Below are 22,313 nucleotides of genomic sequence, written 5' to 3' on the forward strand. Positions count from 1 at the left end.
AGGGCACCAGAGCGGTCTTCCGTGGCCGTGCGGGAGATCTGGGGAAAGTCTGAGAACCGGCGCGGGCACCTCGCGGCGCAAGGACGGACCGGGGCAGACTGCCCAGATGGCCGCCACCGCACCCCGCGTGCTCGTCGTCGACGACGAGGCGTTCCTCGCCGACTTCGTGGCGACGGCGCTGCGCTACGAGGGGTTCGAGACGCGCACCGCGGGCACGTCGGCGCAGGCGGTCGAGAGCGCGCAGAGCTTCGACCCGGACCTCGTGGTGCTCGACGTGATGCTCCCGGACCGCTCGGGCCTCGACACCTGCCGCGAGCTGCGGCGCCTGGGCCTCGACGCCCCCGTCGTGTTCCTCACGGCCCGTGACGCGCAGGCCGACCGCATCGCGGGCCTGACGGTCGGGGGTGACGACTACGTCACCAAGCCGTTCAGCCTCGACGAGCTCGTGCTGCGCGTGCGCGCGGTGCTGCGCCGCACGGGCGTCCCGACTCCCGACGCCGACACGGACGTCCTGCGCTTCGCGGACCTCGAGGTCGACGTGGCCGCGCACGCGGCGCGCCGCGCGGGCGAGCTCATCGACCTCACCCCCACCGAGTTCAAGCTGCTGCGCTACCTGACGACGAACGCCGGGCGCGTGCTGTCGAAGCGGCAGATCCTCGACCACGTGTGGGAGTACGACTTCAACGGCAACGACGGTGTCGTGCAGACGTACGTGTCCTACCTGCGGCGCAAGGTCGACGTGTACTCCCCCGCCCTCATCCACACGATCCCGCGCGTCGGCTACGTCATGCGCACGCAGGCGGGCATGCGCCGGCGCGGCGGGTGAGCGGGCCGGAAGCACGGCACGCGCGGTCCCTGCGCGTGCGGCTGACGGTGCTCGTGACGAGCCTGCTCGCGCTCGGGCTGCTCGCGGCGCTGGGCGGCACGCTCGCGGCGGTGAACGACTGGCGCGGCGACGCGGGGTCGCTCGGGGAGCTGCAGCAGCGGGTGCGGGCCGCCGCGCTGACGTCCGCGGGTGTCGCGCTGGTGGCGGTCGCGCTGCTGTCCTGGCGCGGGGTGCGCCGCGCGCTGCGGCCGCTGGACGGGATCGCGCGCGCCGCCGAGGAGATCGGCGCCGCACCGGACCGGGTGACCGGCCGGCGCGTGGCGTCGGGCGACCAGCCCGCGGAGGTGGCGCGCGTCGCGGTGTCGCTCGACGCGATGCTCGACCAGCTCGACGCCGCCCTGGCGTCGCGCGCCGAGTCCGAGCAGCGGCTGCGGACGTTCGTGGCGGACGCCGCGCACGAGCTGCGGACCCCGGTGACGACGATCCGCGGGTACGCGGAGCTGTTCGAGCGCGGCGCGCGCGACGACCCGCAGGAGCTGGCGAAGGTGCTCAGCCGGATCCGGTCCGAGGCCGAGCGGATGGGTGACCTCGTGGACGACCTCGTGCTGCTGGCCCGGCTCGACGAGCAGCGCGAGCTCGAGCGCGGCCCGGTCGACCTGACGGTGCTCGCGCACGACGCCGCGATGGACGCGCGCGCGGCGGACGGTGAGCGCACGGTCGTCGTCGACGAGGACGGGCCGGTGGTGGTCGTCGGTGACGAGCCCGCGCTGCGTCAGGTGCTCGCGAACCTGCTGACGAACGTCACGCGGCACACCCCGTCGGGCACGCGTGCGACCGTGCGGGTGCGCACCGACGGGCCGCACGCCGTGCTGCAGGTGGCCGACGACGGCCCGGGTCTGGCGGCGGAGCACCGCGAGCGGGTGTTCGAGCGGTTCTACCGGGCCGACGCGGGGCGTGCGCGCGCCACCGGCGGAGCGGGGCTCGGGCTGTCGATCGTCGCCGCGATCGCCCACGCGCACGGCGCGTCGACCGCCGCCGACGTCACCCCCGGCGGCGGCACGACCGTCACCCTGCGTCTCCCCCGCTGACCGGCTGCCCTCGCCGGCCGGTGACGCCCCGAGGTCGGCGTCCACGGCGACCACCTGGGCACCGCGAGTGCGCCACCCCGAACGTCCGAGCCCCCTAGTGTGGCAAGCGTCACCCCCGGGGGCGGGGTGCGGCGCCGGGGGGCGGATGCATGACCAGCACGCAGGAGACCGTCGCGCCGGCTGCCGCGCCGACGAAGATGTCGCTGCCCACGCTCACCGCCATGGTCGTCGGCGGCATGGTGGGCGCGGGGGTGTTCTCGCTCCCCGCGCGGTTCGGCGTCGCGACCGGCGCGCTCGGGGCGCTCATCGCGTGGGCCATCGCGGGCGCCGGCATGCTCATGCTCGCGTTCGTCTTCCAGAACCTCGCGGTGCGCAAGCCGGACCTGGACTCGGGCGTCTTCATCTACGCCAAGGCGGGGTTCGGGGACTACGTCGGCTTCAACTCGGCGATCGGGTTCTGGGCGTCGACCGTCGCGGGCAACACCTTCTACTGGGTGTTCATCACCGCGACGCTCGGCGCGTTCTTCGACGCGTTCGGCGACGGCGACACGCTGCTGGCCGTCGCCGTGTCGACCGTCGGCGTGTGGCTGTTCCACTACCTCATCGCGCGCGGCGTGCGCGACGCGACCGTCATCAACCGCATCGTCACGGTCTTCAAGGTCCTGCCGATCCTCACGTTCGTCGTCGTGCTCCTCTTCGCCTTCGACGCCGGGGTCTTCGGGGACAACTTCTTCGCGTACGACGACCTCGGCACGATGGGCGAGCAGGTCAAGAACACGATGATCATCACGACCTTCGTGTTCCTCGGCATCGAGGGCGCCAGCGTGTACTCGCGGTACGCCAAGCGGCGCGAGGACGTGGGCCGCGCGACCGTCCTGGGCTTCCTGTCCGTGCTGTCGATCTTCGCGCTCGTCACGCTGTCGTCGTACGCGGTGCTGCCCCGCGCGGAGATCGCCGCCACGCGCCAGCCGTCGATGATCGGGGTCTTCGAGTCCGTCGTGGGCCCGTGGGGCGCGACGTTCATCTCCGTCGCCGTCGTCGTGTCCGTGCTGGGCGCGTACCTGGCGTGGACGCTCATGGCCGCCGAGGTCATGTACCACCCGGCGCGCAACGACGACCTGCCCGAGCTGCTCGGCCGCGAGAACCGTGTCGGCACGCCCATCATGGCGCTCGTCGCGACGTCGATCGCGGTGCAGGCGCTGCTGCTGCTCACGCTGCTCGTGTCCGACGCCCTGAACTTCATGCTCGACCTGTGCACGAGCCTCGCGCTCATCCCGTACTTCCTCGCGGCGGCGTACGCGCTGAAGATCGCCATGACCGGTGAGGGCTACGAGGGCGTCGACCCGCGCACGCAGCGCAGGCACGCGGTCGTCGCGGGCGTCGCGACCGGCTACACGCTGTTCCTGTTCGTCGCCGCGGGGCTGGAGTTCCTGCTGCTGTCGACCGTGATCCTCGCGCCGCTGACCCTGCTGTACGTCAGGGCGCGCCGCGAGCACCGGCGGCGGCTGTTCACGCCCGCCGAGGCGGTGCTGTGCGCCGTGGTCGTCGCCGGGGCCGTCGTCGGCGTCCTCGGCCTGGCGACGGGCCGGATCGAGCTGTGAGGCGCACGTGACCCCACCCGACGGAAGGACGAGCATGAGCCAGACCGTGTCCGCAGGCTACGGCGTCCACTCGGAGGTCGGCCGGCTCCGCAAGGTGATGGTCTGCCGCCCGGGGCTCGCGCACCGCCGGCTCACGCCGACCAACAGCGACGAGCTGCTGTTCGACGACGTCCTGTGGGTGGAGAACGCTCAGCGCGACCACGCGGACTTCGTCAACAAGCTGACGACCCGCGGCGTGGACGTCGTCGAGCTGCACGACGTGCTCGCGCAGACCCTGCAGGTCCCCGGCGCTCGGGACTGGCTGCTGGACCGCAAGATCGTGCCCAACCGGGTCGGTCTGGGCCTGGTCGACAGCACCCGCGCCTACCTGGAGGAGCTGCCGCCCGTGCGCCTGGCGGAGCTGCTGATCGGCGGCCTGGCGACCATCGACCTGCCGGCGGAGCACCGCCCGCCCGCGATCGGCCTGGCCCGGGAGTCCACCGGCGCCCGCGAGTACCTCATGCCGCCGCTGCCCAACACCCTCTACACGCGCGACACCACGTGCTGGCTGTACGGCGGCTTGACGCTCAACCCCCTGTACTGGCCGGCGCGGCACGACGAGACGCTCATCTACCAGGCGATCTACCTGCACCACCCGGACTACGTCGGCTCGCGCATCTGGTGGGGCGACCCCGGTGAGGAGTGGGGGCAGGCGACGTTCGAGGGCGGCGACATCATGCCCGTCGGCAACGGCGTGGTCCTCATGGGCATGAGCGAGCGGACGTCCCGTCAGGCGATCACGCAGGTCGGCGCGGCGCTCTTCGCGCAGGGGGCGGCCGAGCGGGTCGTGGTGGCCGGCATGCCGAAGCTGCGCGCGGCGATGCACCTCGACACGGTGTTCACGTTCGTCGACCGCGACGTCGTCACGCTGTACCCGACGATCATGGACGCGGTGCACACGTTCACGCTGCTGCCGTCGGACGCGCGCCCGGGCTTCGACGTCGTCGACGAGGGGTCGGCGGCGTTCACCGACGTGGTGGCCCGCGCCATGGGCCTGGACTCGCTGCGGACCATCGACACCGGCGGCGACGTCTACGAGTCGGAGCGTCAGCAGTGGGACTCCGGCAACAACGCCGTCGCCCTCGAGCCCGGCGTCGTGTTCACCTACGACCGCAACACCCTGACCAACACGCTGCTGCGCAAGGCGGGCATCGAGGTCATCACGATCGTCGGCGCGGAGCTGGGCCGCGGGCGCGGCGGTGGCCACTGCATGACGTGCCCGATCGTGCGGGACCCGGTGGAGTGGTGAGCGGGACCGGGCACCGTGCCGGGCGATGAGCGCTGCATGCAATCTGCATGCAGGAGCAGTACGATGACAGCATGAGCGTCTCCCTGACCGTCCGGGACGTGCCCGACGACGTCCGCGACGAGCTCGCCGCGCGCGCCGCGCGCAGCGGCCGGTCCCTCCAGGAGTACCTCCGCGCGACGCTGACCGAGCTCGCGGCCCGGCCCACGGCGGCCGATGCCGTGGCGCAGGCACGTGGCCGCGCGCTCGCCTACCCCGACGTGAGCGCCCAGCAGATCGTCGACGACCTCGACGCCGGTCGGCGGTGACAGTTCCCCTGGTCGTGGACGCGTCAGCCGTCCTGGCGGTGCTCATCGACCCGGGACCTCGGGGTGAGCAGGCCGCGGCCCACATGGCGCGCGCGCAGCTCGCCGCGCCGGACCTGCTCGGCTACGAGGTCCTGAACGTCCTGCGCCGCCGTCGGGCGGCGGGCCACCTCACCGAGAACCAGGCGACGCTCGCCGTGCGCACGTGGTCGGAGCTGCCGGTCGACCTCTGGCCCCTCGCCCCGCTGCAGCCGGACGTCTGGCGGCTCACGCACAACCTCTCCGCCTACGACGCCGCCTACGTCGCCCTCGCCGCGCACCTCGACGCACCGCTGCTCACCGGCGACCGCCGGCTCGCCGGCGCACCGGGTGTGACCTGCGAGGTCGTCACGATCTGACGCGGCCGGCCGACGGTGCGACGTGCGGTGCGGTCGTCAGGGCGTCGGGTCGTCGCCCGTCGGGTCCGACGGGTACAGGCGGCGCGTGCCCGTGTCCTGGTTGTCGCCGGGCGGCGGCTGCGTGTCCGGGCCGGTGGCGCCGGGCAGCGGCTGGTTCTCCGCGTCCTGCGTCTCGGGTCGCTGCGATGCCGGGTGGACCGTCTCCTCGCTCATGGGTCCACCCTGCGGCCGTCGTCCGGGCCCCGCCACCCGAGGGCGGGGGCCCGGCGACGTGCCTGCGGGTCTGCGACGCCGCGCCGCGGGTCAGCCGCCGACGACCCCGCACGCGATGCGGTCGCCGGAGTCACCGGTCTTGAGCGTGTCCGCGTCCGGGCCGTTCGGCGCGTACCGCTCGGGGATGTTGGCGAAGTTGTCCGGGCCGGCGTGCACCATGACCGCCGTGCCGTCGTCGTCCATGAGCTCCTCGATCGTCACGGCGTCTGTGCTCGCGGTCAGGCGCCCCGAACCCGTGGAGTCGACGAGCAGGGACGGCAGGTCGCCCTGGTGCGCGGCGTGGTCCGCCGCGTCGGCGCCGAGGTGACCGCCGGCGGACAGGAAGTCCCCGACCTTCGCCGGGTCCGTCGGGTCCGGGCTGTCCGGCTCGCAGACGCCGATCGTGTGCAGGTGGAAGCCGTGGAAGCCGGGCGGCAGGTCGCCCGCCGCGACCTCGATCTCGAGCGCGCCGTCGTCGTCGTCGAGCCAGACCGTGCCGACCTCGCCGCCGTCCGGGTCGACGAGCATCACCTCGGTGCCGTCGTCGTCCTCGTCGCCCATCGCAGGCGTGGTCGCCTCCTGCTGGTTCATCACCGGGTCGTCCTGCTCCTCCCCGGACGCGCTGCACGCCGTGACTGCTGCCGCTGCGGTGATGGCGACCAGCGTCGCCCTGAGAGTGCCTCGCATCGTGCCCCCCTGCCGTCGGTGCTCGGAACGTCCTCCACCGTACGAAAGGCACGCGCGGGTCGCGCGACGAGGGCGGGCGCCGGTGGCGGGCCGCATGTCGGTGCGCGGGAGTAGGTTCCGCGGTATGGCCGCCGCACAGCCCGATCCCGCCTCGACGTTCCTCGACCTGGTCGCGCCGCTCACCGCGGTGAGCGACCGGGTGCCCGCCACGGCGTGGGACCAGCCGTCTCCCTGCGAGGGCTGGACGGCTCGCGACGTGCTGAAGCACGTCGTCGACAGCCAGCGCGGGTTCCTCGCCGCGCAGGGCGTCACACTCCCGGAGGTGGACCTGTGGCTCGACCCCGCGGCCGGGTGGCGGACGCACGCCGCGGCGCTGCACCAGGTCCTCGGCGACCCGACCGTGGCGGGACGCGAGTACGACGGGTTCTTCGGCCGGACGACGGTGGGCGAGACGCTCCTCGGCTTCTTCGGGCTCGACCTCGTCGTCCACCGCTGGGACCTCGCGAGCGCAGCGGGGATCGACGAGCGGCTCAGCGACGACGAGCTGACGTTCGTCGAGGGCCGGGCCGACAGCCTCGGCGATGCGCTGTACTCCGAGGGCGTGTGCCAGGCCGGCGTCGAGCCGCCGGCGGACGCGGACCGTCAGGCGCGGCTGCTCGCACGGCTGGGGCGTCGCGCCGCAGGCTGAGGCACCGGCGCACGGAAGGCACCACCATGCCGTCACCTGCCGACGAGGTCCCGATCACCCCGGACCTCGTCACCGCGCTGCTCGCCGGGCAGCACCCCGACCTGGCGCACCTGCCGCTGGGCCGCCGCTACGCGGGCTGGGACATGGCGATGTACCGGCTGGGCGACGACCTGGCGGTGCGGCTGCCACGACGCGCGGCGTCCGTCGGCTCCATGACCACCGAGCTGCGGTGGGTGCGGGAGCTGGGGGCGGCGTGGACGTTCCCGACGCAGCGGGTCGTGCGGGCCGGTGAGCCCTCAGCCGCGTACCCGTGGCCGTGGGCCGTCGTGACGTGGCTGCCGGGCGTGACCGCCGCCGAGGTGCCGCTGGACGCGTCCGCCGGTCCCGACCTGGGGCGCGCGCTCGCGCAGGTCCACGTGCCGGCCGCGCCGGACGCGCCTCACAACGACGAGCAGTCGATCCCGCTGTCCGCGCGCGTCCACGTGGTGCTGCGGTCGCTCGCGCACGTCGAGGAGCACGCACCGGCCCGGGGCCTGCGCCTGGACCGCGAGCGCGCCGAGCGCCTGTGGGCCGACGCGCTCGCGGCGCCCGTCGACGTGCCGCGCACGTGGATCCACGCGGACCTGCACCCGCACAACCTGCTGAGCGCCGAGGGTCGGTTCGCCGGCGTCCTCGACTGGGCGGACATCGCCGAGGGCGACCCCGCCACGGACCTGGGGTTCCTGTGGCTGGCGCTGCCGGCGGCCGGGGTGCGTGCGGCGTTCGACGCGTACCGGGCGGTAGCGACCGGCGGCCTGTCGGACGCGACGGCGACCCGCGCGCACGGCACGGGTCTCGCCCTGGCCGCGGGTTGGGTCCAGTGGGACGAGGCGACGACACGCGAGATCGGCTGGCGCGCGCTGACGGAGCTGGACGTCCTCCGCCCGCTCTGACGACGCTGGATCGCACTCTCACGACCAGGGGTGACTGGATCGCCCTCTCACCACGGAGGGGCCTCCCCCAGGGGTGACTGGATCGCACTCTCACCACCGGAAGGGCCTCCCCCAGGGGTGACTGGATCGCACTCTCACCACGGAGGGGACTCCCCCAGGGCGTGAGAGAGCAATCCAGTCACGCACACCCGCCCCGCCTCGGGCGCGAGAGAGCAATCCAGTCACCCCACCCCATCCCCGGGAGCGGCCGGTACAGACGTCAAAGGACTCGAACCGGGCCAGGACGTGGTGCCAGGATCAGGCCTGTGACCTCCGACGACTGCGTCTTCTGCGGGATCGTCGAGCGCCGGCTCGACGCCTCGGTCGTGCACGAGTCCGCGAACGTCCTGGCGATCATGGACATCGACCCGGTGACGCCGGGCCACGTCCTCGTCCTGCCGCGGGCGCACCTGCCCGAGCTGGCCGACCTCGACGACGACCTCGCGGCCGAGATGTTCGCCGTCGCGCGGTCGGTCGCCGCGGCGCTGCGGCGCTCGCCGCTGCGGTCCGAGGGCGTGAACCTGTTCTACGCCGACGGCGAGGCCGCGTTCCAGGAGGTCTTCCACTCCCACCTGCACGTGTTCCCGCGGTTCGCCGACGACGGCTTCACCATCGGCGCACGGTGGGGCTCGAACCCCTCGCGCGCGGAGCTCGACGCGAACGCCGCGACCCTGCGTGCCGAGCTGCGGCCGCCCGGCCCGGCCGAAGCGTGACCTGCCCGCAACACGCCTGACACAACCGCCTCGTAACGTCACCGCACCGCACCCGTGGACACGGCGGGCGTCCCGCGCGACGCTGGGTCCACCCGGCTCACGAGGCCGCGCGATTCGCCGCACCGACAGCGCACGGCAGGACGGACGCACGCGAGGAGGCCGGGATGTTCGACCACGTCGACCCGTTCATCGGCACCGACGCGACCGACCTGCCCGCGCCCAGCGGCCTGGCGGCCACGTGGTGGTCACCCAAGCCGCAGGTGGGCAACACGCACCCGGGAGCGACGTACCCGTTCGGCATGGTGTCGGCGTGCGCGTACTCGGCGGCGTACCCGACGGGTTACGGCCGGTACGACCTGTCGACCGAGGGCCTGCCGCCCGTGCTGCACGACCGGCTCGTGGCCAGCGGGTTCACGCACTTCCAGCAGTCCGGCACGGGCGCGATCCGCAAGTACTACAACTACTTCCGGGTCACGCCCATGCTGTCGCCGCTCGACGACCTCGGGCGGACCTGGGAGATCGTCGAGGAGGAGGCGCAGCCCGGGTACTACGCGGCGACGCTGGAGTCCGGCATCCGCGCCGAGATCACCGTCGGGCCGAAGTCCGCGGTCCACCGGTACACGTTCCCCGCGCACCACGACGCGCGGCTCGTCATCGACTTCTCCCTCGGCGGGCTCGACATCCCCTACGGGCGGACCATCCCGCTGCGCGCGCACCTCGGCTCGGTGAGCCCCGGGTGCGCCGAGGGGGAGATCGTCGTCGAGGGCGCGCCGCTGGCCGTGCGCGTCGAGTGCGACGCGCAGCACTGGCGGCAGCTGCTCTGGTACGACCGTCGCCTGATGCCCGGCGGCACACGCCTCGACTTCGACCGCATCCGGCCCACGACGCTGCGGCCGTTCGGCCTGATGTGGGCGGGGCCGACCGAGCCCGGGCAGGTCGTCGAGCTGCGGTTCGGGTTCTCGCTGCGGGGCGTCGAGCAGGCCGCGCAGACGCTGGACCGCGAGTGCGGCCCGGACCCGCGGCGGTCGTTCGAGCGGCGGCGCGCGACGACCGAGGGCGTGTGGCGCGAGCACCTCGGCAAGGTCCAGGTCGACACGCCGTCCACGGAGAAGGCCACGGTCTTCGGCACCGCGCTGTACCACTCGCTGATCAAGCCGTGCCTCGCACCCGACGAGTCCCCGTTCTGGCCCACGCCCGGCCCGTTCGCGTTCGACCTGTCGACCATGTGGGACATCTACCGCACGCACCTGCCGCTGATGACGGCGCTGTTCCCCGACCGCTCCGTCGAGCTGGCGAACGCCCTGCTGCAGATCGCCGAGGAGGAGGGCAACCTGCCCATCGGCTACCGCATGGCGCGCGGCGCCGACCGCTTCAGCCGGCAGGGGTCGGCCCTGGCGCACACGTTCCTCGCGGACCTGTGCGCACTGGGCCTGCCGGGGGTCGACTGGGACTGGGCGCTCGTCCACATGAACGACGACCTGCGCCGCACGTACGGCGAGGAGTTCCTGCTGCACGGCCGCACGCACCCCATCAGCCACACGCTGGACCTGGCATTCGGGTACTGGTGCTCGGCGATCGTCGCCGGGCGGGTCGGGGACCTGGCGCTGGTCGACCAGTTCGGGCCCCTGGCCGCGCGGTGGCGCAACGCGTACGACCCCGACACCGGCCTGCTCGTCGACTCGACGTACTACGAGGGCGGCCGGTGGAACTACTCGTTCCGGCTGATGCACGACATGGCGTCACGCATCGCGCTCGCCGGCGGCGACGACGCGTTCACGACGATGCTCGACCGGTTCTTCGGCTTCGGCGCCGACCCCGTCAAGCAGCCGGGTCTGCACCCCGACGTCGAGGAGATGGCCGCCGGCTACGCCCTCAACCGGTTCGAGGGCCTGAACAACGAGCCGGACATGGAGGCCCCCTGGGCGTACATGTACGCGGGCCGCCCCGACCGCACGGCGCAGGTGGTGCACGACGTCGTGCAGCAGCAGTTCGGGACGGGCCGCGGCGGCCTGCCCGGCAACGACGACTCCGGCGGGCTGTCGTCCTGGTACGTGTGGGCGAGCCTGGGGCTCTTCCCCGTCGCGGGGCAGAACCTGTTCCTGCTCAACGCGCCCGCGTGGCGCGAGGCACGCGTCGACGTGGGCGGCCGGCTGCTCACGGTGGAGACGACCGGCTACACCGAGCCCGAGCCCGACGGCCCGGCCCAGCACGTGCAGTCGGTCCACCTCGACGGCGTCCCGCTCGACCGTCCGTTCCTCACGGGCGGCGAGCTGCACACCGGCGGCCGGCTGCTCATCGGCCTCGGCCCGGAGCCGTCCGGGTGGGGCACCCAGCACCGACCACCCAGCGCGCCGGCGCCGCACGTCGACGTCCCGCTCCCCCGCCTCTCCAGACCCTGACGTGACTGGATTGCACTCTCACACCAGGGAGGGGCCTCCCTCCCCCCGTGAGAGTGCAATCCAGCACAGCCGCACCGCCTTCCGTGACCGGGCGACCCAGCCCTGACCCGACCGAGAGGACGACGCCGTGGACCCCACCGCCGCACGCCCCGACCGCCGCCTCGTCATCGTGGTGCGCGCCGACCCCGTCATCTGCGGCCACTCCGGCGAGGCCCGCAACCTCGCCGAGGCCGCGCTGCAGCGGGGCTTCGACGAGGTCCGGATCGTCACGTGGCCGATCGAGCGGCTCCAGGAGGCGGGCCTGCCGCTCAAGCCCCTGGACGGCGTCATGCCGTACTCCCCGGGGATCGCCGTGGAGCGCCCCGAGCCCGTCGGCGACTACAAGGTCCCCGACGGCCGGTACCTCGCCGGGCTGACGGGCCGGCTCGTCGAGCTGTTCACCGACGGCGTCCCGACGGTCGCGATGTCGCTGTACCTCTCGCCGCACGCCACCGCCGTGGCCGACGCGGTCGCGGTCGCGCGCCGCACGGGCCTGCCCGTGGACGTCGTCACGGTCGCCGAAGCCGTGGGCTCCGACGTCACCAACGTCGTGCGCGCGTGCGTGCAGGAGGACCGCTTCGGGGCCGCGGCCCACGTGCTCGCGCAGTACCTGTCGCACGACGTGGTCCTCGCGGTCTCGCAGTACACGCGCGACCTGGTGGTCGCCGAGGCCGCCGCGATCGACGCCCGCCACGGCACCCGGTTCGCCGAGCAGTGCCGCGAGCGCGTCGCCGTCTCCTACCCCGCGATCGACGTCGGCACGTACCTCGCACGGGACGAGGACGAGACTGACCGGGTGCTCGCCGACCGCGGCCTGACCCGTGACGGCTACGTGCTGTTCCTGTCACGCCTCGCGCACGCCAAGGGCGTCGACGACCTCATCGACGGCTACGCCCGCTCGGGCGCGCCCGTCGCCGGGCGCCGTCTCGTCATCGCCGGCAACGGGCCGCAGGCCGCCGAGCTGCGCGCACACGCCGCCCGCACGCCCGTGGCCGACCTCATCACCTTCCTCGACGACGTCCCCGACGACGAGAAGGGCCATCTCATGGCCGGCTGCACCGCGTTCGTGCTGCCGTCCAAGCCGCGCCCCGAGTTCGTCGAGACGTTCGGCATCGCCCTGGTCGAGAAGATGCTGTCCGGCGGCGGACCCGTCATCACGACGGTCACCGGCGGCATCGGCGAGGCCGTCGGCGACACCGCGCTCATCGTCCCGGTCGACGCCCCCGACGCCATCGCCGCCGCGATCGACGACGTCCTCGCGATGGACCGCGCCGACCGCGCCGCCTGGGCCGAGCGGGCGCGGGAGTACGCGCTGCGGTTCGACCGTGGCGTCGTCCTGGACCGGATCCTCGACCAGGTCACGGCGCTGACGTGGGCTGCCGTGCCCGCCTGAGGCGGGGAACCGCGCTCACGACCGGCCGCGGTCGCCCCGATCAGGCACGGGTCGCACGCGTCCGTCCACAGGGTCCGCATCCGTGCGGGGCGCGTCGTGCGCGCGTCGCTGTGCGGATCGCGGCAGTGACCAGGTCAGGACGCTGCCAGCACCTCGCGCTCCTCGTCCGGCGTCAGGCCCGAGCGTCGCGGGCGGTCCACGCCGCGAGCGACCTCGTCCGCCAGGACGCGGGCGATCGTGTCGCGCAGCGGGCGCCGTCCGGCACGTCCCCCGAGGTGCCGCGCGCGAGGCAGACGACCTCCGCCCCGTCCGCGAGCGCCGCCCGCACGACGGCGGCCCCGAGCCACCCCGTCCCGCCGAGCACCAGCACGCGTCGCACGCGCCCAGTCAACAGGGCCGGGCGAGGTGGCGTGCGCGACCGGCGGGTGACGTGCCGCGTCGTGGTCAGCGCACGCGCGCCAGCGACTCCAGCGCCGCGACGGGGTCCGGACCGGCGGGGAACAGCACGCACGTGGTGGCACCCGCCGCACCGCGCGCGGCGACGCGCTCGCGGACGTCGGCGGGCGTCCCGGCCAGCGCGACCTCGCGCACCCAGGCGTCCGGCAGCGCGGCCGCGAACTCCTCGGGCGACGCGCAGCGGGCGCGCAGGTCGGCCAGGTCGGCGGCGAACGGCAGCGGCGCCACGTGCGGCGCCCAGTCGGGCTCACCGATCCACGTGAGCCCGGCGCGGGCGGTGCGCAGCGCGCGGGCCTCGTCGTCGTCGACGCACGCGACGTCGTACGTCACGACGCGCGACGGCCCGGTCGCGGCGACCTGCTCGACGGCCGCCCGCACGTACGCGGGCGCGCACGGCTCGGCCAGCACCACGCCCTGGGCCACCCGCCCGGCCGCCGCCAGCGAGCGCGGGCCGCGCACGCCCAGCAGCACGTCGGGCACGACGTCGGGCACCGACGACGGGTCGAGCGCGACGGCGTCGAGCACGACCGCCGCACCGGGCGCGGTCGTCACCGTCTCGCCGCGCAGCAGCGCCCGCAGCGCGGCCGTGTACTCCTGGAGGTAGGTCAGCGGGCGCGCCGGCCACCGGCCGACCGACCGCATCCAGTCCGGCATGCCGTGCCCGACGCCGAACGTCACGCGCCCCGGGAACAGGCGCGCGAGCGTCGCGGCGTCCATCGCGGCGAAGGCGACGTCCCGCGCGGCGGCGGGCACGATGCCGATCCCGACGTGGATGTGCTCGGTCGCCGCCAGGACGGCGGCCGCCTGCGCGGCGCCGCCGCGGAAGCCCAGGTCCTCGACCACCCACAGCTCGTCGAAGCCGAGGGCCTCGGCGCGGCGGGCGTGCTCCAGCACGCGGTCGGCGGGCAGGTCACGCGGCAGGAGCACCCCGAGGGACGGCGTCGTCATGGGGCCATCCTCGCCCGCCGGGCCGCGAGCGTGGGGCAGGCCCGCGGGTCAGGCTTCAGCAGGAAGGTGACGCCCAGGACAAAGTCGATGACGATGCACGCCTCGGCGAACCAGCGCCACGTGACGCGGCCCGTCCGGTGCACGGCGACGTCCCACCCGCACCGTGCCGGCCTGCCGCGTCGTGGTACTCACCGGCCGCGGCCGTGAGCTCGAGGTGCTGCGGCTCGCGTCGTACGACCCGCCCGCCGCGGTCATCGCGCGGCGCGCGCACCTGGCGCCCGGCACCGTGCGCAACTACCTGCTCGCCGCACAGACCAAGCTCGGCGCCGCGACCCGGGCGGAGGCTGCGGCGACGGCCGAGCGTTCGGGTGGCTGTAGCGGGGCACGTCAGGGGCCGCCCGTCCCACGCCGACCCGACGGGTGAAGATCTCCGAACCACCCTCCTGGGCAGGACGGAACCCCTACGGTCCTCTCGAGGGCCCGAGGGCCCACCTGGGGGCCCAGATGCAGCGCGTGGACGTCGACGTCGACGAGATGAGCCGTGCTGCCTGGGGAAAGTCGTGGCCCTACGCCACGCCACCGACCCACTGGGCGCCCCTCTGGCGCCACCTCGACGAGACCGCCGACGTCGCGGGACTCCTCGTCGACGAGTGGCTGGCCGACGACATCCGTCGGCTGCTCACCGACGCCACCGGGGCGGACCTCGCGGACGCCCGGCGGTTGGTGCGGTTCCTCGCGGGGGTTCACGACGTCGGCAAGGCGAGCCCGGCCTTCGCGTGCCAGGTCGCGCTGCTGAGCGACCGGATGCGGGCCGTGGGTCTGCGCACGAGCCCGGCGACGCTGAACGAGCGCACCGCTCTGCGCCACGAGATCGCGGGGGCGGCGGCGCTCGAACGCTGGCTCGCGACCCGCACGAGCCTTGCGCCCAGGATGCGGCGCCGGCTGACTGCCGTGGTCGCCGGGCACCACGGCGCGTACGCGTCGTTCAGTGCGGTGCGGGACGCGCCGAACCGTGACCATCTCATCGGTGACGCGCCGTGGCTCGCGCTGCAGGACGCGCTGGTCGACCGTGCTGCGGCGCGCGCGGGGATCACACCCGCCTGGCCGGGGTGGGACCTGCTGCGACTGCCCGGGCCGGCGGCGATGCTGCTGACGGGCGTCGTCGTGATGGCCGACTGGATCGCGTCGGCCGACACCTCCTTCCCCCTCGACCCTGTCGACGTCGTCGCCGAGCCTGCCCCGGTGACGACGTCACCGTCGCCGCGGTCGCTGCGGGCCTGGCGCAGACTGCAGCTCAGCCCGCGGTGGACGGCGCCGGCGTCCCACGACGACCCCGCGGCCACCTTTGCCGCACGGTTCCCCGGCGTGGCCGGTGCGCTGCACCCGGTCCAGCGGGCCGTGGTCGACACCGCGCGGACGATGCCCGCGCCCGGGCTGCTCGTGGTCGAGGCGCCGATGGGGTCCGGGAAGACGGAGGCCGCGCTGCTCGCCGCGGAGGTGCTCGCGCACCGCACCGGCGCCGGCGGGGTGTTCGTCGCCCTCCCCACTCAGGCGACGACGGACGCGATGTACGGCCGGGTGCGCGACTGGCTGACACGCGTGCCCGCGGGCGACGCGGCCCAGCACTCACTGGCACTCGTGCACGGCAAGGCCGCCCTGAACGACGACGCGACGGGGCTGCCGCCGCTGCGGGTCGTCAACCTGCACGACAAGCCCGAGGGGAGCGACGGTCGGTACGTGGTCCCGGCGGCCGACCTGTGGATGCGAGGACGGAAGCGGACCGCACTCGCGTCTTTCGTCGTCGGGACGATCGACCAGGTGCTGTTCGCCTCGCTCATGGCCCGGCACGTGATGATGCGCCAGCTCGCGCTCGCCTCGAAGGTGGTCGTCATCGACGAGGTTCACGCTGCGGACACCTACATGGGCACCTACCTGGAGCGCGCCGTCGAGTGGCTGGGCGCCTGCGGGACACCGGTCGTGCTGCTCTCGGCGACGCTGCCTGCCGCACGCCGGGCCGAGCTGTACGGGGCGTACGAGACGGGGCGCCGGTTGCGCCTAGGGCTGGACGTCGACGACGTGGACACCTCCGCGCTCGACGGAGACATCGGCTACCCGGCCGTGGTCGCGACCGGCGCGGACGGGCCGTGCGTGGTCCGGTTCGCGGACGTCCCGACGACCGCCCAGGTGCAGGTCAGCAGGCTCGACGATGATCTGGACGCGCTCGGAGACCTGCTCGCGGAGGCGCTGCGCGACGGCGGGTGCGCCGCGGTCATCCGCAACACCGTGGCGCGCGCGCAGGAGGCCGCGCGGTACCTGGAGACCCGGTTCGGTCCTGACGTCGTCACGGTCGCGCACGCGCAGTTCCTCGCGACGGACAGGCGCGCGAACGACCTGCGGCTGCTGGCCGAGCTCGGCAGGGACGGCGCACGGCCGGCGCTACGGATCGTGGTCGGCACGCAGGTACTGGAGCAGTCGCTCGACATCGACGTCGACCTGATGGTGACGGACCTGGCGCCGGTCGACCTCGTGCTGCAGCGCGTCGGTCGGCTGCACCGGCACCGACGGCCTGACCGCCCGGCTCCCGTGGCGGCGCCGCGGTGCTACGTCACCGGCGCGGACTGGACGCGGCACGTGCCCCAACCCGTGCGAGGCAGCGTGTTCGTCTACGGCCGGTACGCGCTGCTGGCCTCGGCAGCGGTGCTCGGCCCACACCTCGACGGTGAGCCGGTCCGGCTGCCGCACGACATCGCACGCCTCGTCCAGGCGGCGTATGCCCCGGGTACGCCCGCGCCGACCGGCTGGGAGGAGGCGTGGGCCACCGCCGCCGTCCAGGCGGAGCACGACGAGGCCGGACGCCGGAAGCGGGCCGGTGACTTCCTCCTGAGTCCACCCAGCGGCAACGACCTCTACGGCGCGTCCGTCGCCGGGGTAGGTGACGTCGACGAGGACTCGCCCCAGGGGCAGGCGTGCGTGCGCGAGGGGACCGACAGCATCGAGGTCGTCGTCGTGCAACGCTCCGCCGGCGGCGCCGACCGTGTCCCCGACTGGGCACCGGGCGGCGGTACGGCCCTCCCGTTCCCGCACGTCCCGCTCGAGGACGACGTCGCGCGACTGCTGGGCCGCTGCACGCTGCGCCTGCCTGCACGGATGACCCTGCGCGCCGGGTCGTTCGACCGTGTGGTGCGTCAGCTGGAGGACGAGCGCTTCGACGGCTGGGACGCGAGCCCGCTGCTCAAGGGCCAGCTCGGCCTCGTTCTCGACGACAGCCGCTGCGCCCGGCTCGACGGGTTCGACCTGCACTACGACCAGCAGTACGGGCTCACGGCGACGCCGGTGGAGGCGTCGCCGTGAGCCCGCAGGACCGACGACCGACGACAGTCCAGGGGACGGAGCGAGCCGATGCATGACGGGTTCTCGTTGCTCGACGAGCCGTGGGTGCTCGTGCTCACGGAGGACGGCACCACCGACGGGGTGTCGCTGCTGGACCTGTTCCGGCGCGCGCCGCGGATCCGGGAGATCGTCGGGGACATTCCGACGCAGGGGTTCGCGATCCTGCGGATCGCGCTCGCGGTGCTGGCGCGTGCGGTTGACGGGCCGCGTGACGTCGACGCGGGGGAGCGGCTCTGGAACGCACCCGAGCCGCCGATCGGCAAGATCGAGGCGTACCTCGAGCAGCACCGCGAGCGCTTCGACCTGTTCCATCCCGCGACCCCGTTCTTCCAGGTGGCGGATCTGCACACCGCGAAGCACGAGTTCTCCCGGCTGGAGAAGCTCATCGCCGACGTCCCCGCGGGGCACCAGTACTTCACGACACGAGCCGGCCGCGGGCTCGCGCGGATCAGCCCGGCCGAGGCGGCGCGCTGGCTCGTGCACGTGCACGCGTTCGACGCGTCGGGCATCAAGTCGGGGGCGGTGGGAGACGACCGGGTGAAGGGAGGCAAGGGCTACCCCATCGGTACCGGCGCGGCCGGTGCGCTCGGCGGTCTGTACGTCGACGGCGGCGACCTGTGGCGCACCCTGCTGCTCAACACGATCCCTCTCGACGACCGAGGGGTCCAGCGGGACCGCCGCGACCGTCCGGCGTGGGAGGCCGACCCGTCCGGTCCTGCCGAGGCCGACGACCTCACCGCCCGCCCGTACGGCCCGCTCGACCTGTTCACGTGGCAGAGCCGCCGCGTCCGCCTCGTCGGCGACCGCGACGGGGTCACGGGTGTCCTCGTGGCCAACGGCGACAAGCTCACACCGCAGAACCGTCACCGGCAGGAGCCGATGTCCGCGTGGCGCCGCAGCGAGCCGCAGCAGAAGAAGCTCGGTCTGCCCGTCGTATACATGCCCCGCGAGCACGCCGCCGGGCGGGCCCTCTGGCGCGGGTTGGGCGCCCTGCTGCCGCTCGTCGCACCGCGAGGCAAAGCGGACGGCGGCCAGCCCTTCGTCACGGCGGCGGTGATCGAGTGGGCGAGCGACGTGCTCGACGGCACCGCACGCGTGACGTTGCGGACGTCCGGCATGACGTACGGGACGCAGAACGCGTCGGTGGAGGACGTCATCGACGATCGTCTCGTCATCCCCGTCGCCGTGCTCTCCGCAGAGCACCCGCGGCACGCGCAGGCCGCGGTCGACGCCGTCGCGGCAACCGAGTCCGCCGTCCGGTCGCTGGGCTACCTCGCCCAGGACCTCGCCCGTGCGGGCGGCGCCCGCGAGCCGAAGCTGCTGGAGGGCGCGCGCGACGACGCCCAGCGCCAGGCGTACGCGCTGCTCGACGCCCCCTACCGCGCCTGGCTGGCCGGCCTGACCGCCGACACCGACCCGCTGGCGGCGCGTGAGCGTTGGCACGGGGTGGCGAAGGACCTGCTGAGCGGCATCGCCCGTGCCCTCGTCGAGGACTGCGGACCTGACGCCTGGGTCGGCCGGGACGTCGCCGTCGGCAGCGGCACGCGGCACGTTTCCACCCCCGAGGCAGACGGCCGGTTCCGGTACGCCCTCGCCGACGCACTTCCCGTCCCGCTCACGAGCACCGAGGAGCCTGCGGCATGACCGACACCAGCACCGACGCGGCGACGACCGACGTCCCCGACCACCCGTCCGACGAGCAGCTCTCGACCCGTCAGTTCGTCGCCCGCCAGGTCGGCACCCTGCAGCGTCAGTACCTCCCGCCCGACCAGACGCCCTGGTCGCGTGCCGCGCTGGCCGAGCTGCGCCGCCACCTCGGCCGGCCGCTCGGTGCCTCACCCCAGGTGCTCGCGCTCATCGTCAACCCGACGGCCCGGGTGTACGGCGACGCCGAGACGGCCGACGAGCGGGCCATCGCCACGGCGCTCGGCCTGTACGCCGTCCACCAGCAGTCGCAGTCCGTGCCGATGCACGTGCTCAGCACGTCGTTCGGTGCCGCCGTCGGTGCCATCCGGTTCCGCGACGGCGACGAGGTCCGTGGCGTGACCCGCCGCTTCCAGGCGTTCGGCACCGCGCAGGCCTGGGACGAGCTCGTGCACCACGCCCGCGGGCTGGTGCAGCTCTTGCGCGACCGCCGCCAGGGCTTCGACTACGCCCGCTTCGCCGAGGACCTCGCCCTGTACCAGCATCCCGCGCACCAGGACGCCGTCCGCCTGCGCTGGGGCCGCGCCTTCTACCGCGTCACCGCGACACCGACCAGCCCGACCACCGCCAGCGCCGAGGAGCAGTGATGTCCCGCACGATCATCGAGGTCCACGCCCTGCAGACCGTCCCCCCGAGCAACGTCAACCGCGACGACACGGGTAGCCCCAAGACCGCGGTGTTCGGAGGGGTGCGCCGCGCCCGGGTGTCGTCGCAGGCGTGGAAGCGTGCGACGCGCCTGTCGTTCAACACCCTGCTCGACCGAGCCGACCTCGGGGTCCGCACCAAGCGGGTCGTCGACCTCGTCGCGGACCGCATCGTCGAGCAGCGGTCCGACCTCGCGGAGTCCGCGACGACGCTCGCCGAGGGCGTCGTCGCCGCGACCGGGCTGAAGCTGGAGAAGGCCAAGCGTGCCAAGTCCGGTGGCGAGTCCAGCGAGCACCAGGAAACCGGCTATCTCGTGTTCGTATCCCGCCGGCAGGTCGACCTGCTCGCCGCGAAGGCCATCGAGCTCGCAAGCGCCGACGACGTCACCGCCGCCCTCAAGGCGTTCAAGGGCAAGGGTCTGCTCGACACCGAGCACTCCGTCGACGTCTCCCTGTTCGGCCGGATGGTCGCCGATGTCGCCGACCTCAACGTCGACGCCGCCGCACAGGTGGCGCACGCGATCTCCGTGCACGCGGTCGACAACGAGTACGACTACTTCACGGCCGTCGACGACGTGAAGCACGAGGCCACCGACGAGGACGCCGGCGCGGGCATGATCGGCACGGTCGAGTTCAACTCCTCCACGCTGTACCGGTACGCGGCCGTCGACGTCGACCGTCTGCGGGACAACCTCGGCGACACCGAGGCGGCGCGACGTGCCGTGCGCGCGTTCGTGCAGGCATTCGTCGAGTCGATGCCGACCGGCAAGCAGAACACGTTCGCCAACCGGACCCTTCCGGAGGCGGTCGTCGTCACCGTGCGCGACAGCCAGTCGGTGAACCTCGTGGGCGCGTTCGAGGAAGCGGTCACAGCGGACACCCGACCCGGGCGGGAGGCCAGCCGCATGGAGGTCGCGGCACGGCGCCTGGGCGAGCGCGCCGGCGAGATCTCCGAGGTGCTGGGTCAGCGGCCGGTCGCGACGTGGGTCGTCGCCATCGGCGACGCCCGCACGGGACTCGACGCGTCGTGGAAGGACGCCGAGCGCACGACGTTGCCGGGCCTGTACGACGCCGTCGGCGCGGTCGTCGGCGACCGGCTCGGGGCGCCCGCGTGACCGTCCTCGTCCTCACCCTCGCCGGGCCGTTGCAGGCGTGGGGCAGCTCGAGCCGCTTCACGACGCGCGCGACTGACGACGCCCCGACCAAGTCCGGCGTCGTCGGACTGCTCGCCGCCGCGCAGGGCAGACGTCGCACCGACGCGCTGGAGGACTACGTCGGGCTGCGCCTGGGTGTGCGGATCGACCAGCCGGGTCGGCTGCTGCGGGACTTCCAGACGGCCCGGTCGCTCGACGGTACGGACACGATGCCGCTGTCGTACCGCTACTACCGCGAGGACGCGCGCTACGTGGCGGTCGTCGAGGCCGACCCGTCGCTGCTGGAGGCGTTCGACGACGCGCTGCGCCGCCCCGTTTTCCCGCTCTACCTGGGACGGCGCTCCTGCCCGCCGGCCGAGCCGCTGGTCCCGCGGCTCGCGGACACGGCGCTCGGCTCGGTGCTCCTCGACGAGCCGTGGCGCGCTGCGCCCTGGTGGCGCAAGCAGCACGGCGACTCACCGCCGATGCTCGAGTACCGCGTCGACCGCGGCGCCGCACCCGAGCTAGCCGAGCACCGGCTCGGGGAGACCGTGCAGCGCGACGAGCCGATCTCGTTCGACCCCGCGCATCGGCAGTACGGGTGGCGGACCGTCGAGTTCGGGCACGTGCCCGTACCGGGCGCTCCCCGCCCGGCGCCCACAGGCCCGCCGAGCCACGACCCGATGGAGGTGCTCTGAGGTGTACCTGTCGCGCATCCAGCTCAACCCGCAGCGTCGCGACGCACGGCGCCTTCTGGGCAGCCCGCAGCGCCTGCACGCCGCCGTGCTCGCGTCGTACCCGGACCCACCGACCGGCGACCGTGGCGGTGACGCCCGCGTGCTGTGGCGGCTCGACACCGAACCCGACGGGCGCGTGCTGCTGTACGTCGTCAGCCCCGACCGGCCCGACTTCGCGCACCTCGCCGAGCAGGCCGGGTGGCCGTCCACGGAACGTGGCACCAGCAAGGAGTACGCGCCGTTGCTCGACCGGCTCGCCAACGGGCAGCGGTGGGCGTTCCGGCTGACCGCGAACCCGACGAGCTACCTGGCCGCGAAGGACGGTGGACGCGCCAAGCGCGTCGCGCACGTCTCGGTCATGCACCAGGAGAAGTGGCTGACCGAGCGAGCTGAGCCCGCCGGGTTCCGGATCGCGACGGTGCCCGTCGGCGGGCCCGACGGGGAGGTGCCCACGCCGGCGCTCACCGTGACACGACGATCGGTGCAGCAGTTCGACCGACGTGGCTCCGACCGGCCCGTGACGATTGCCGTCGCGCAGTTCGACGGGCTCCTCGAGGTCGTCGACGCCGATGCGCTCCGCCGTGTGCTCGTCACCGGCATAGGGCCGGCCAAGGCGTACGGCTGCGGCCTGCTCACACTCGCGTCGGCGACATGAC

22 protein-coding genes are annotated in these 22,313 nt (G+C 73.9%); 18 read left to right on the forward strand and 4 right to left on the reverse strand.

Features of this window, described 5'->3' with window-relative positions; genetic code table 11:
* The first annotated feature begins 106 nt into the window (after positions 1-106).
* The 6 genes from NP048_RS17405 to NP048_RS17430 all read left to right on the forward strand — a co-directional run bounded on the left by NP048_RS17405 (position 107) and on the right by NP048_RS17430 (position 5,503).
* The gene (locus tag NP048_RS17405) at positions 107-826 is read left to right on the forward strand and encodes a response regulator transcription factor (RefSeq protein WP_227578865.1); all 720 of its coding nucleotides are present in this window, start codon (positions 107-109) and stop codon (positions 824-826) included.
* Positions 823-1,914: a sensor histidine kinase gene (locus tag NP048_RS17410; protein ID WP_227578864.1), complete on the forward strand. Its 1,092-nt coding sequence runs from the start codon at positions 823-825 to the stop codon at positions 1,912-1,914. The genes NP048_RS17405 and NP048_RS17410 overlap by 4 nt, the downstream gene beginning before the upstream one ends.
* Before the next feature lie 149 nt (positions 1,915-2,063).
* Complete coding sequence (locus NP048_RS17415) at positions 2,064-3,515, forward strand: basic amino acid/polyamine antiporter (protein ID WP_227578863.1); 1,452 nt, start codon at positions 2,064-2,066, stop codon at positions 3,513-3,515.
* 34 nt (positions 3,516-3,549) lie between these two features.
* Positions 3,550-4,803: an arginine deiminase gene (locus NP048_RS17420; protein WP_227578862.1), complete on the forward strand. Its 1,254-nt coding sequence runs from the start codon at positions 3,550-3,552 to the stop codon at positions 4,801-4,803.
* A 71-nt stretch (positions 4,804-4,874) separates the two neighbouring features.
* On the forward strand, positions 4,875-5,108 hold the full coding sequence (locus NP048_RS17425) for a FitA-like ribbon-helix-helix domain-containing protein (RefSeq protein ID WP_227578861.1): 234 nt from the start codon (positions 4,875-4,877) through the stop codon (positions 5,106-5,108).
* Positions 5,105-5,503: a type II toxin-antitoxin system VapC family toxin gene (locus NP048_RS17430; RefSeq protein ID WP_227578860.1), complete on the forward strand. Its 399-nt coding sequence runs from the start codon at positions 5,105-5,107 to the stop codon at positions 5,501-5,503. The genes NP048_RS17425 and NP048_RS17430 overlap by 4 nt, the downstream gene beginning before the upstream one ends.
* A gap of 36 nt (positions 5,504-5,539) precedes the next feature.
* On the opposite strand, the gene NP048_RS17435 is transcribed toward NP048_RS17430, so the two are convergent.
* Positions 5,540-5,716, reverse strand: coding sequence for a hypothetical protein (locus tag NP048_RS17435; RefSeq protein WP_227578859.1), 177 nt, complete (start codon positions 5,714-5,716; stop codon positions 5,540-5,542).
* A 90-nt stretch (positions 5,717-5,806) separates the two neighbouring features.
* On the reverse strand, positions 5,807-6,442 hold the full coding sequence (locus tag NP048_RS17440) for a superoxide dismutase family protein (RefSeq protein ID WP_227578858.1): 636 nt from the start codon (positions 6,440-6,442) through the stop codon (positions 5,807-5,809).
* A gap of 124 nt (positions 6,443-6,566) precedes the next feature.
* Between NP048_RS17440 and NP048_RS17445 the strand changes: the two genes are divergently transcribed.
* The 5 genes from NP048_RS17445 (at position 6,567) to NP048_RS17465 (ending at position 12,645) form a co-directional block, all read left to right on the forward strand.
* Positions 6,567-7,130, forward strand: a complete 564-nt coding sequence (locus NP048_RS17445; RefSeq protein ID WP_227578857.1) for a TIGR03086 family metal-binding protein — start codon at positions 6,567-6,569, stop codon at positions 7,128-7,130.
* A gap of 26 nt (positions 7,131-7,156) precedes the next feature.
* The gene (locus NP048_RS17450; protein ID WP_227578856.1) at positions 7,157-8,062 is read left to right on the forward strand and encodes an aminoglycoside phosphotransferase family protein; all 906 of its coding nucleotides are present in this window, start codon (positions 7,157-7,159) and stop codon (positions 8,060-8,062) included.
* Between the two features lie 305 nt (positions 8,063-8,367).
* The gene (locus tag NP048_RS17455) at positions 8,368-8,814 is read left to right on the forward strand and encodes an HIT family protein (protein ID WP_256769358.1); all 447 of its coding nucleotides are present in this window, start codon (positions 8,368-8,370) and stop codon (positions 8,812-8,814) included.
* A 164-nt stretch (positions 8,815-8,978) separates the two neighbouring features.
* The gene (locus NP048_RS17460; RefSeq protein WP_227578854.1) at positions 8,979-11,213 is read left to right on the forward strand and encodes a glycoside hydrolase domain-containing protein; all 2,235 of its coding nucleotides are present in this window, start codon (positions 8,979-8,981) and stop codon (positions 11,211-11,213) included.
* A gap of 127 nt (positions 11,214-11,340) precedes the next feature.
* Positions 11,341-12,645 carry a glycosyltransferase gene (locus NP048_RS17465; protein ID WP_227578853.1) on the forward strand — a complete coding sequence of 435 codons (1,305 nt, stop codon included), beginning with the start codon at positions 11,341-11,343 and terminating at the stop codon, positions 12,643-12,645.
* Between the two features lie 172 nt (positions 12,646-12,817).
* Here the strand turns inward: NP048_RS17465 and NP048_RS17470 are convergent, their stop codons facing one another.
* The gene (locus NP048_RS17470; RefSeq protein WP_227578852.1) at positions 12,818-13,024 is read right to left on the reverse strand and encodes an NAD-dependent epimerase/dehydratase family protein; all 207 of its coding nucleotides are present in this window, start codon (positions 13,022-13,024) and stop codon (positions 12,818-12,820) included.
* Between the two features lie 65 nt (positions 13,025-13,089).
* Complete coding sequence (locus NP048_RS17475; RefSeq protein WP_227578851.1) at positions 13,090-14,049, reverse strand: LLM class flavin-dependent oxidoreductase; 960 nt, start codon at positions 14,047-14,049, stop codon at positions 13,090-13,092.
* A gap of 214 nt (positions 14,050-14,263) precedes the next feature.
* Here NP048_RS17475 and NP048_RS17480 point away from each other — a divergent pair, with 214 nt between their 5' ends.
* The 7 genes from NP048_RS17480 (at position 14,264) to cas6e (ending at position 22,312) form a co-directional block, all read left to right on the forward strand.
* Positions 14,264-14,473 (forward strand): DNA-binding response regulator, encoded by a 210-nt coding sequence (locus NP048_RS17480; RefSeq protein WP_348519187.1) that lies wholly within the window; start codon positions 14,264-14,266, stop codon positions 14,471-14,473.
* Positions 14,474-14,562: 89 nt separating this feature from the next.
* Positions 14,563-17,400: a CRISPR-associated helicase Cas3' gene (gene cas3, locus NP048_RS17485; protein WP_256769359.1), complete on the forward strand. Its 2,838-nt coding sequence runs from the start codon at positions 14,563-14,565 to the stop codon at positions 17,398-17,400.
* 48 nt (positions 17,401-17,448) lie between these two features.
* Entirely contained in the window at positions 17,449-19,083 is a 1,635-nt protein-coding gene (casA, locus tag NP048_RS17490) for a type I-E CRISPR-associated protein Cse1/CasA (protein WP_227578849.1), read from the forward strand.
* Entirely contained in the window at positions 19,080-19,730 is a 651-nt protein-coding gene (gene casB / locus NP048_RS17495; RefSeq protein WP_227578848.1) for a type I-E CRISPR-associated protein Cse2/CasB, read from the forward strand. The genes casA and casB overlap by 4 nt, the downstream gene beginning before the upstream one ends.
* Complete coding sequence (gene cas7e, locus NP048_RS17500; protein ID WP_227578847.1) at positions 19,730-20,902, forward strand: type I-E CRISPR-associated protein Cas7/Cse4/CasC; 1,173 nt, start codon at positions 19,730-19,732, stop codon at positions 20,900-20,902. The genes casB and cas7e overlap by 1 nt, the downstream gene beginning before the upstream one ends.
* Complete coding sequence (gene cas5e / locus NP048_RS17505) at positions 20,899-21,618, forward strand: type I-E CRISPR-associated protein Cas5/CasD (protein ID WP_227578846.1); 720 nt, start codon at positions 20,899-20,901, stop codon at positions 21,616-21,618. The genes cas7e and cas5e overlap by 4 nt, the downstream gene beginning before the upstream one ends.
* Position 21,619: 1 nt before the next feature.
* Complete coding sequence (gene cas6e / locus NP048_RS17510) at positions 21,620-22,312, forward strand: type I-E CRISPR-associated protein Cas6/Cse3/CasE (RefSeq protein ID WP_227578845.1); 693 nt, start codon at positions 21,620-21,622, stop codon at positions 22,310-22,312.
* Position 22,313 lies beyond the last annotated feature (1 nt).

It is taken from the genome of Cellulomonas xiejunii (assembly GCF_024508315.1).
Lineage (GTDB): Bacteria > Actinomycetota > Actinomycetes > Actinomycetales > Cellulomonadaceae > Cellulomonas > Cellulomonas xiejunii.

What these genes read in the sequence shown, in the direction of transcription:
- NP048_RS17405 (WP_227578865.1), top strand. Translation starts at nt 107, where the DNA reads ATGGCCGCCACCGCACCCCGCGTGCTCGTCGTCGACGACGAGGCGTTC.
- NP048_RS17415 (WP_227578863.1), top strand. Translation starts at nt 2,064, where the DNA reads ATGACCAGCACGCAGGAGACCGTCGCGCCGGCTGCCGCGCCGACGAAG.
- NP048_RS17420 (WP_227578862.1), top strand. Translation starts at nt 3,550, where the DNA reads ATGAGCCAGACCGTGTCCGCAGGCTACGGCGTCCACTCGGAGGTCGGC.
- NP048_RS17425 (WP_227578861.1), top strand. Translation starts at nt 4,875, where the DNA reads ATGAGCGTCTCCCTGACCGTCCGGGACGTGCCCGACGACGTCCGCGAC.
- NP048_RS17435 (WP_227578859.1), bottom strand. Translation starts at nt 5,716, where the DNA reads ATGAGCGAGGAGACGGTCCACCCGGCATCGCAGCGACCCGAGACGCAG.
- NP048_RS17440 (WP_227578858.1), bottom strand. Translation starts at nt 6,442, where the DNA reads ATGCGAGGCACTCTCAGGGCGACGCTGGTCGCCATCACCGCAGCGGCA.
- NP048_RS17445 (WP_227578857.1), top strand. Translation starts at nt 6,567, where the DNA reads ATGGCCGCCGCACAGCCCGATCCCGCCTCGACGTTCCTCGACCTGGTC.
- NP048_RS17450 (WP_227578856.1), top strand. Translation starts at nt 7,157, where the DNA reads ATGCCGTCACCTGCCGACGAGGTCCCGATCACCCCGGACCTCGTCACC.
- NP048_RS17460 (WP_227578854.1), top strand. Translation starts at nt 8,979, where the DNA reads ATGTTCGACCACGTCGACCCGTTCATCGGCACCGACGCGACCGACCTG.
- NP048_RS17475 (WP_227578851.1), bottom strand. Translation starts at nt 14,049, where the DNA reads ATGACGACGCCGTCCCTCGGGGTGCTCCTGCCGCGTGACCTGCCCGCC.
- casA (WP_227578849.1), top strand. Translation starts at nt 17,449, where the DNA reads ATGCATGACGGGTTCTCGTTGCTCGACGAGCCGTGGGTGCTCGTGCTC.
- casB (WP_227578848.1), top strand. Translation starts at nt 19,080, where the DNA reads ATGACCGACACCAGCACCGACGCGGCGACGACCGACGTCCCCGACCAC.
- cas7e (WP_227578847.1), top strand. Translation starts at nt 19,730, where the DNA reads ATGTCCCGCACGATCATCGAGGTCCACGCCCTGCAGACCGTCCCCCCG.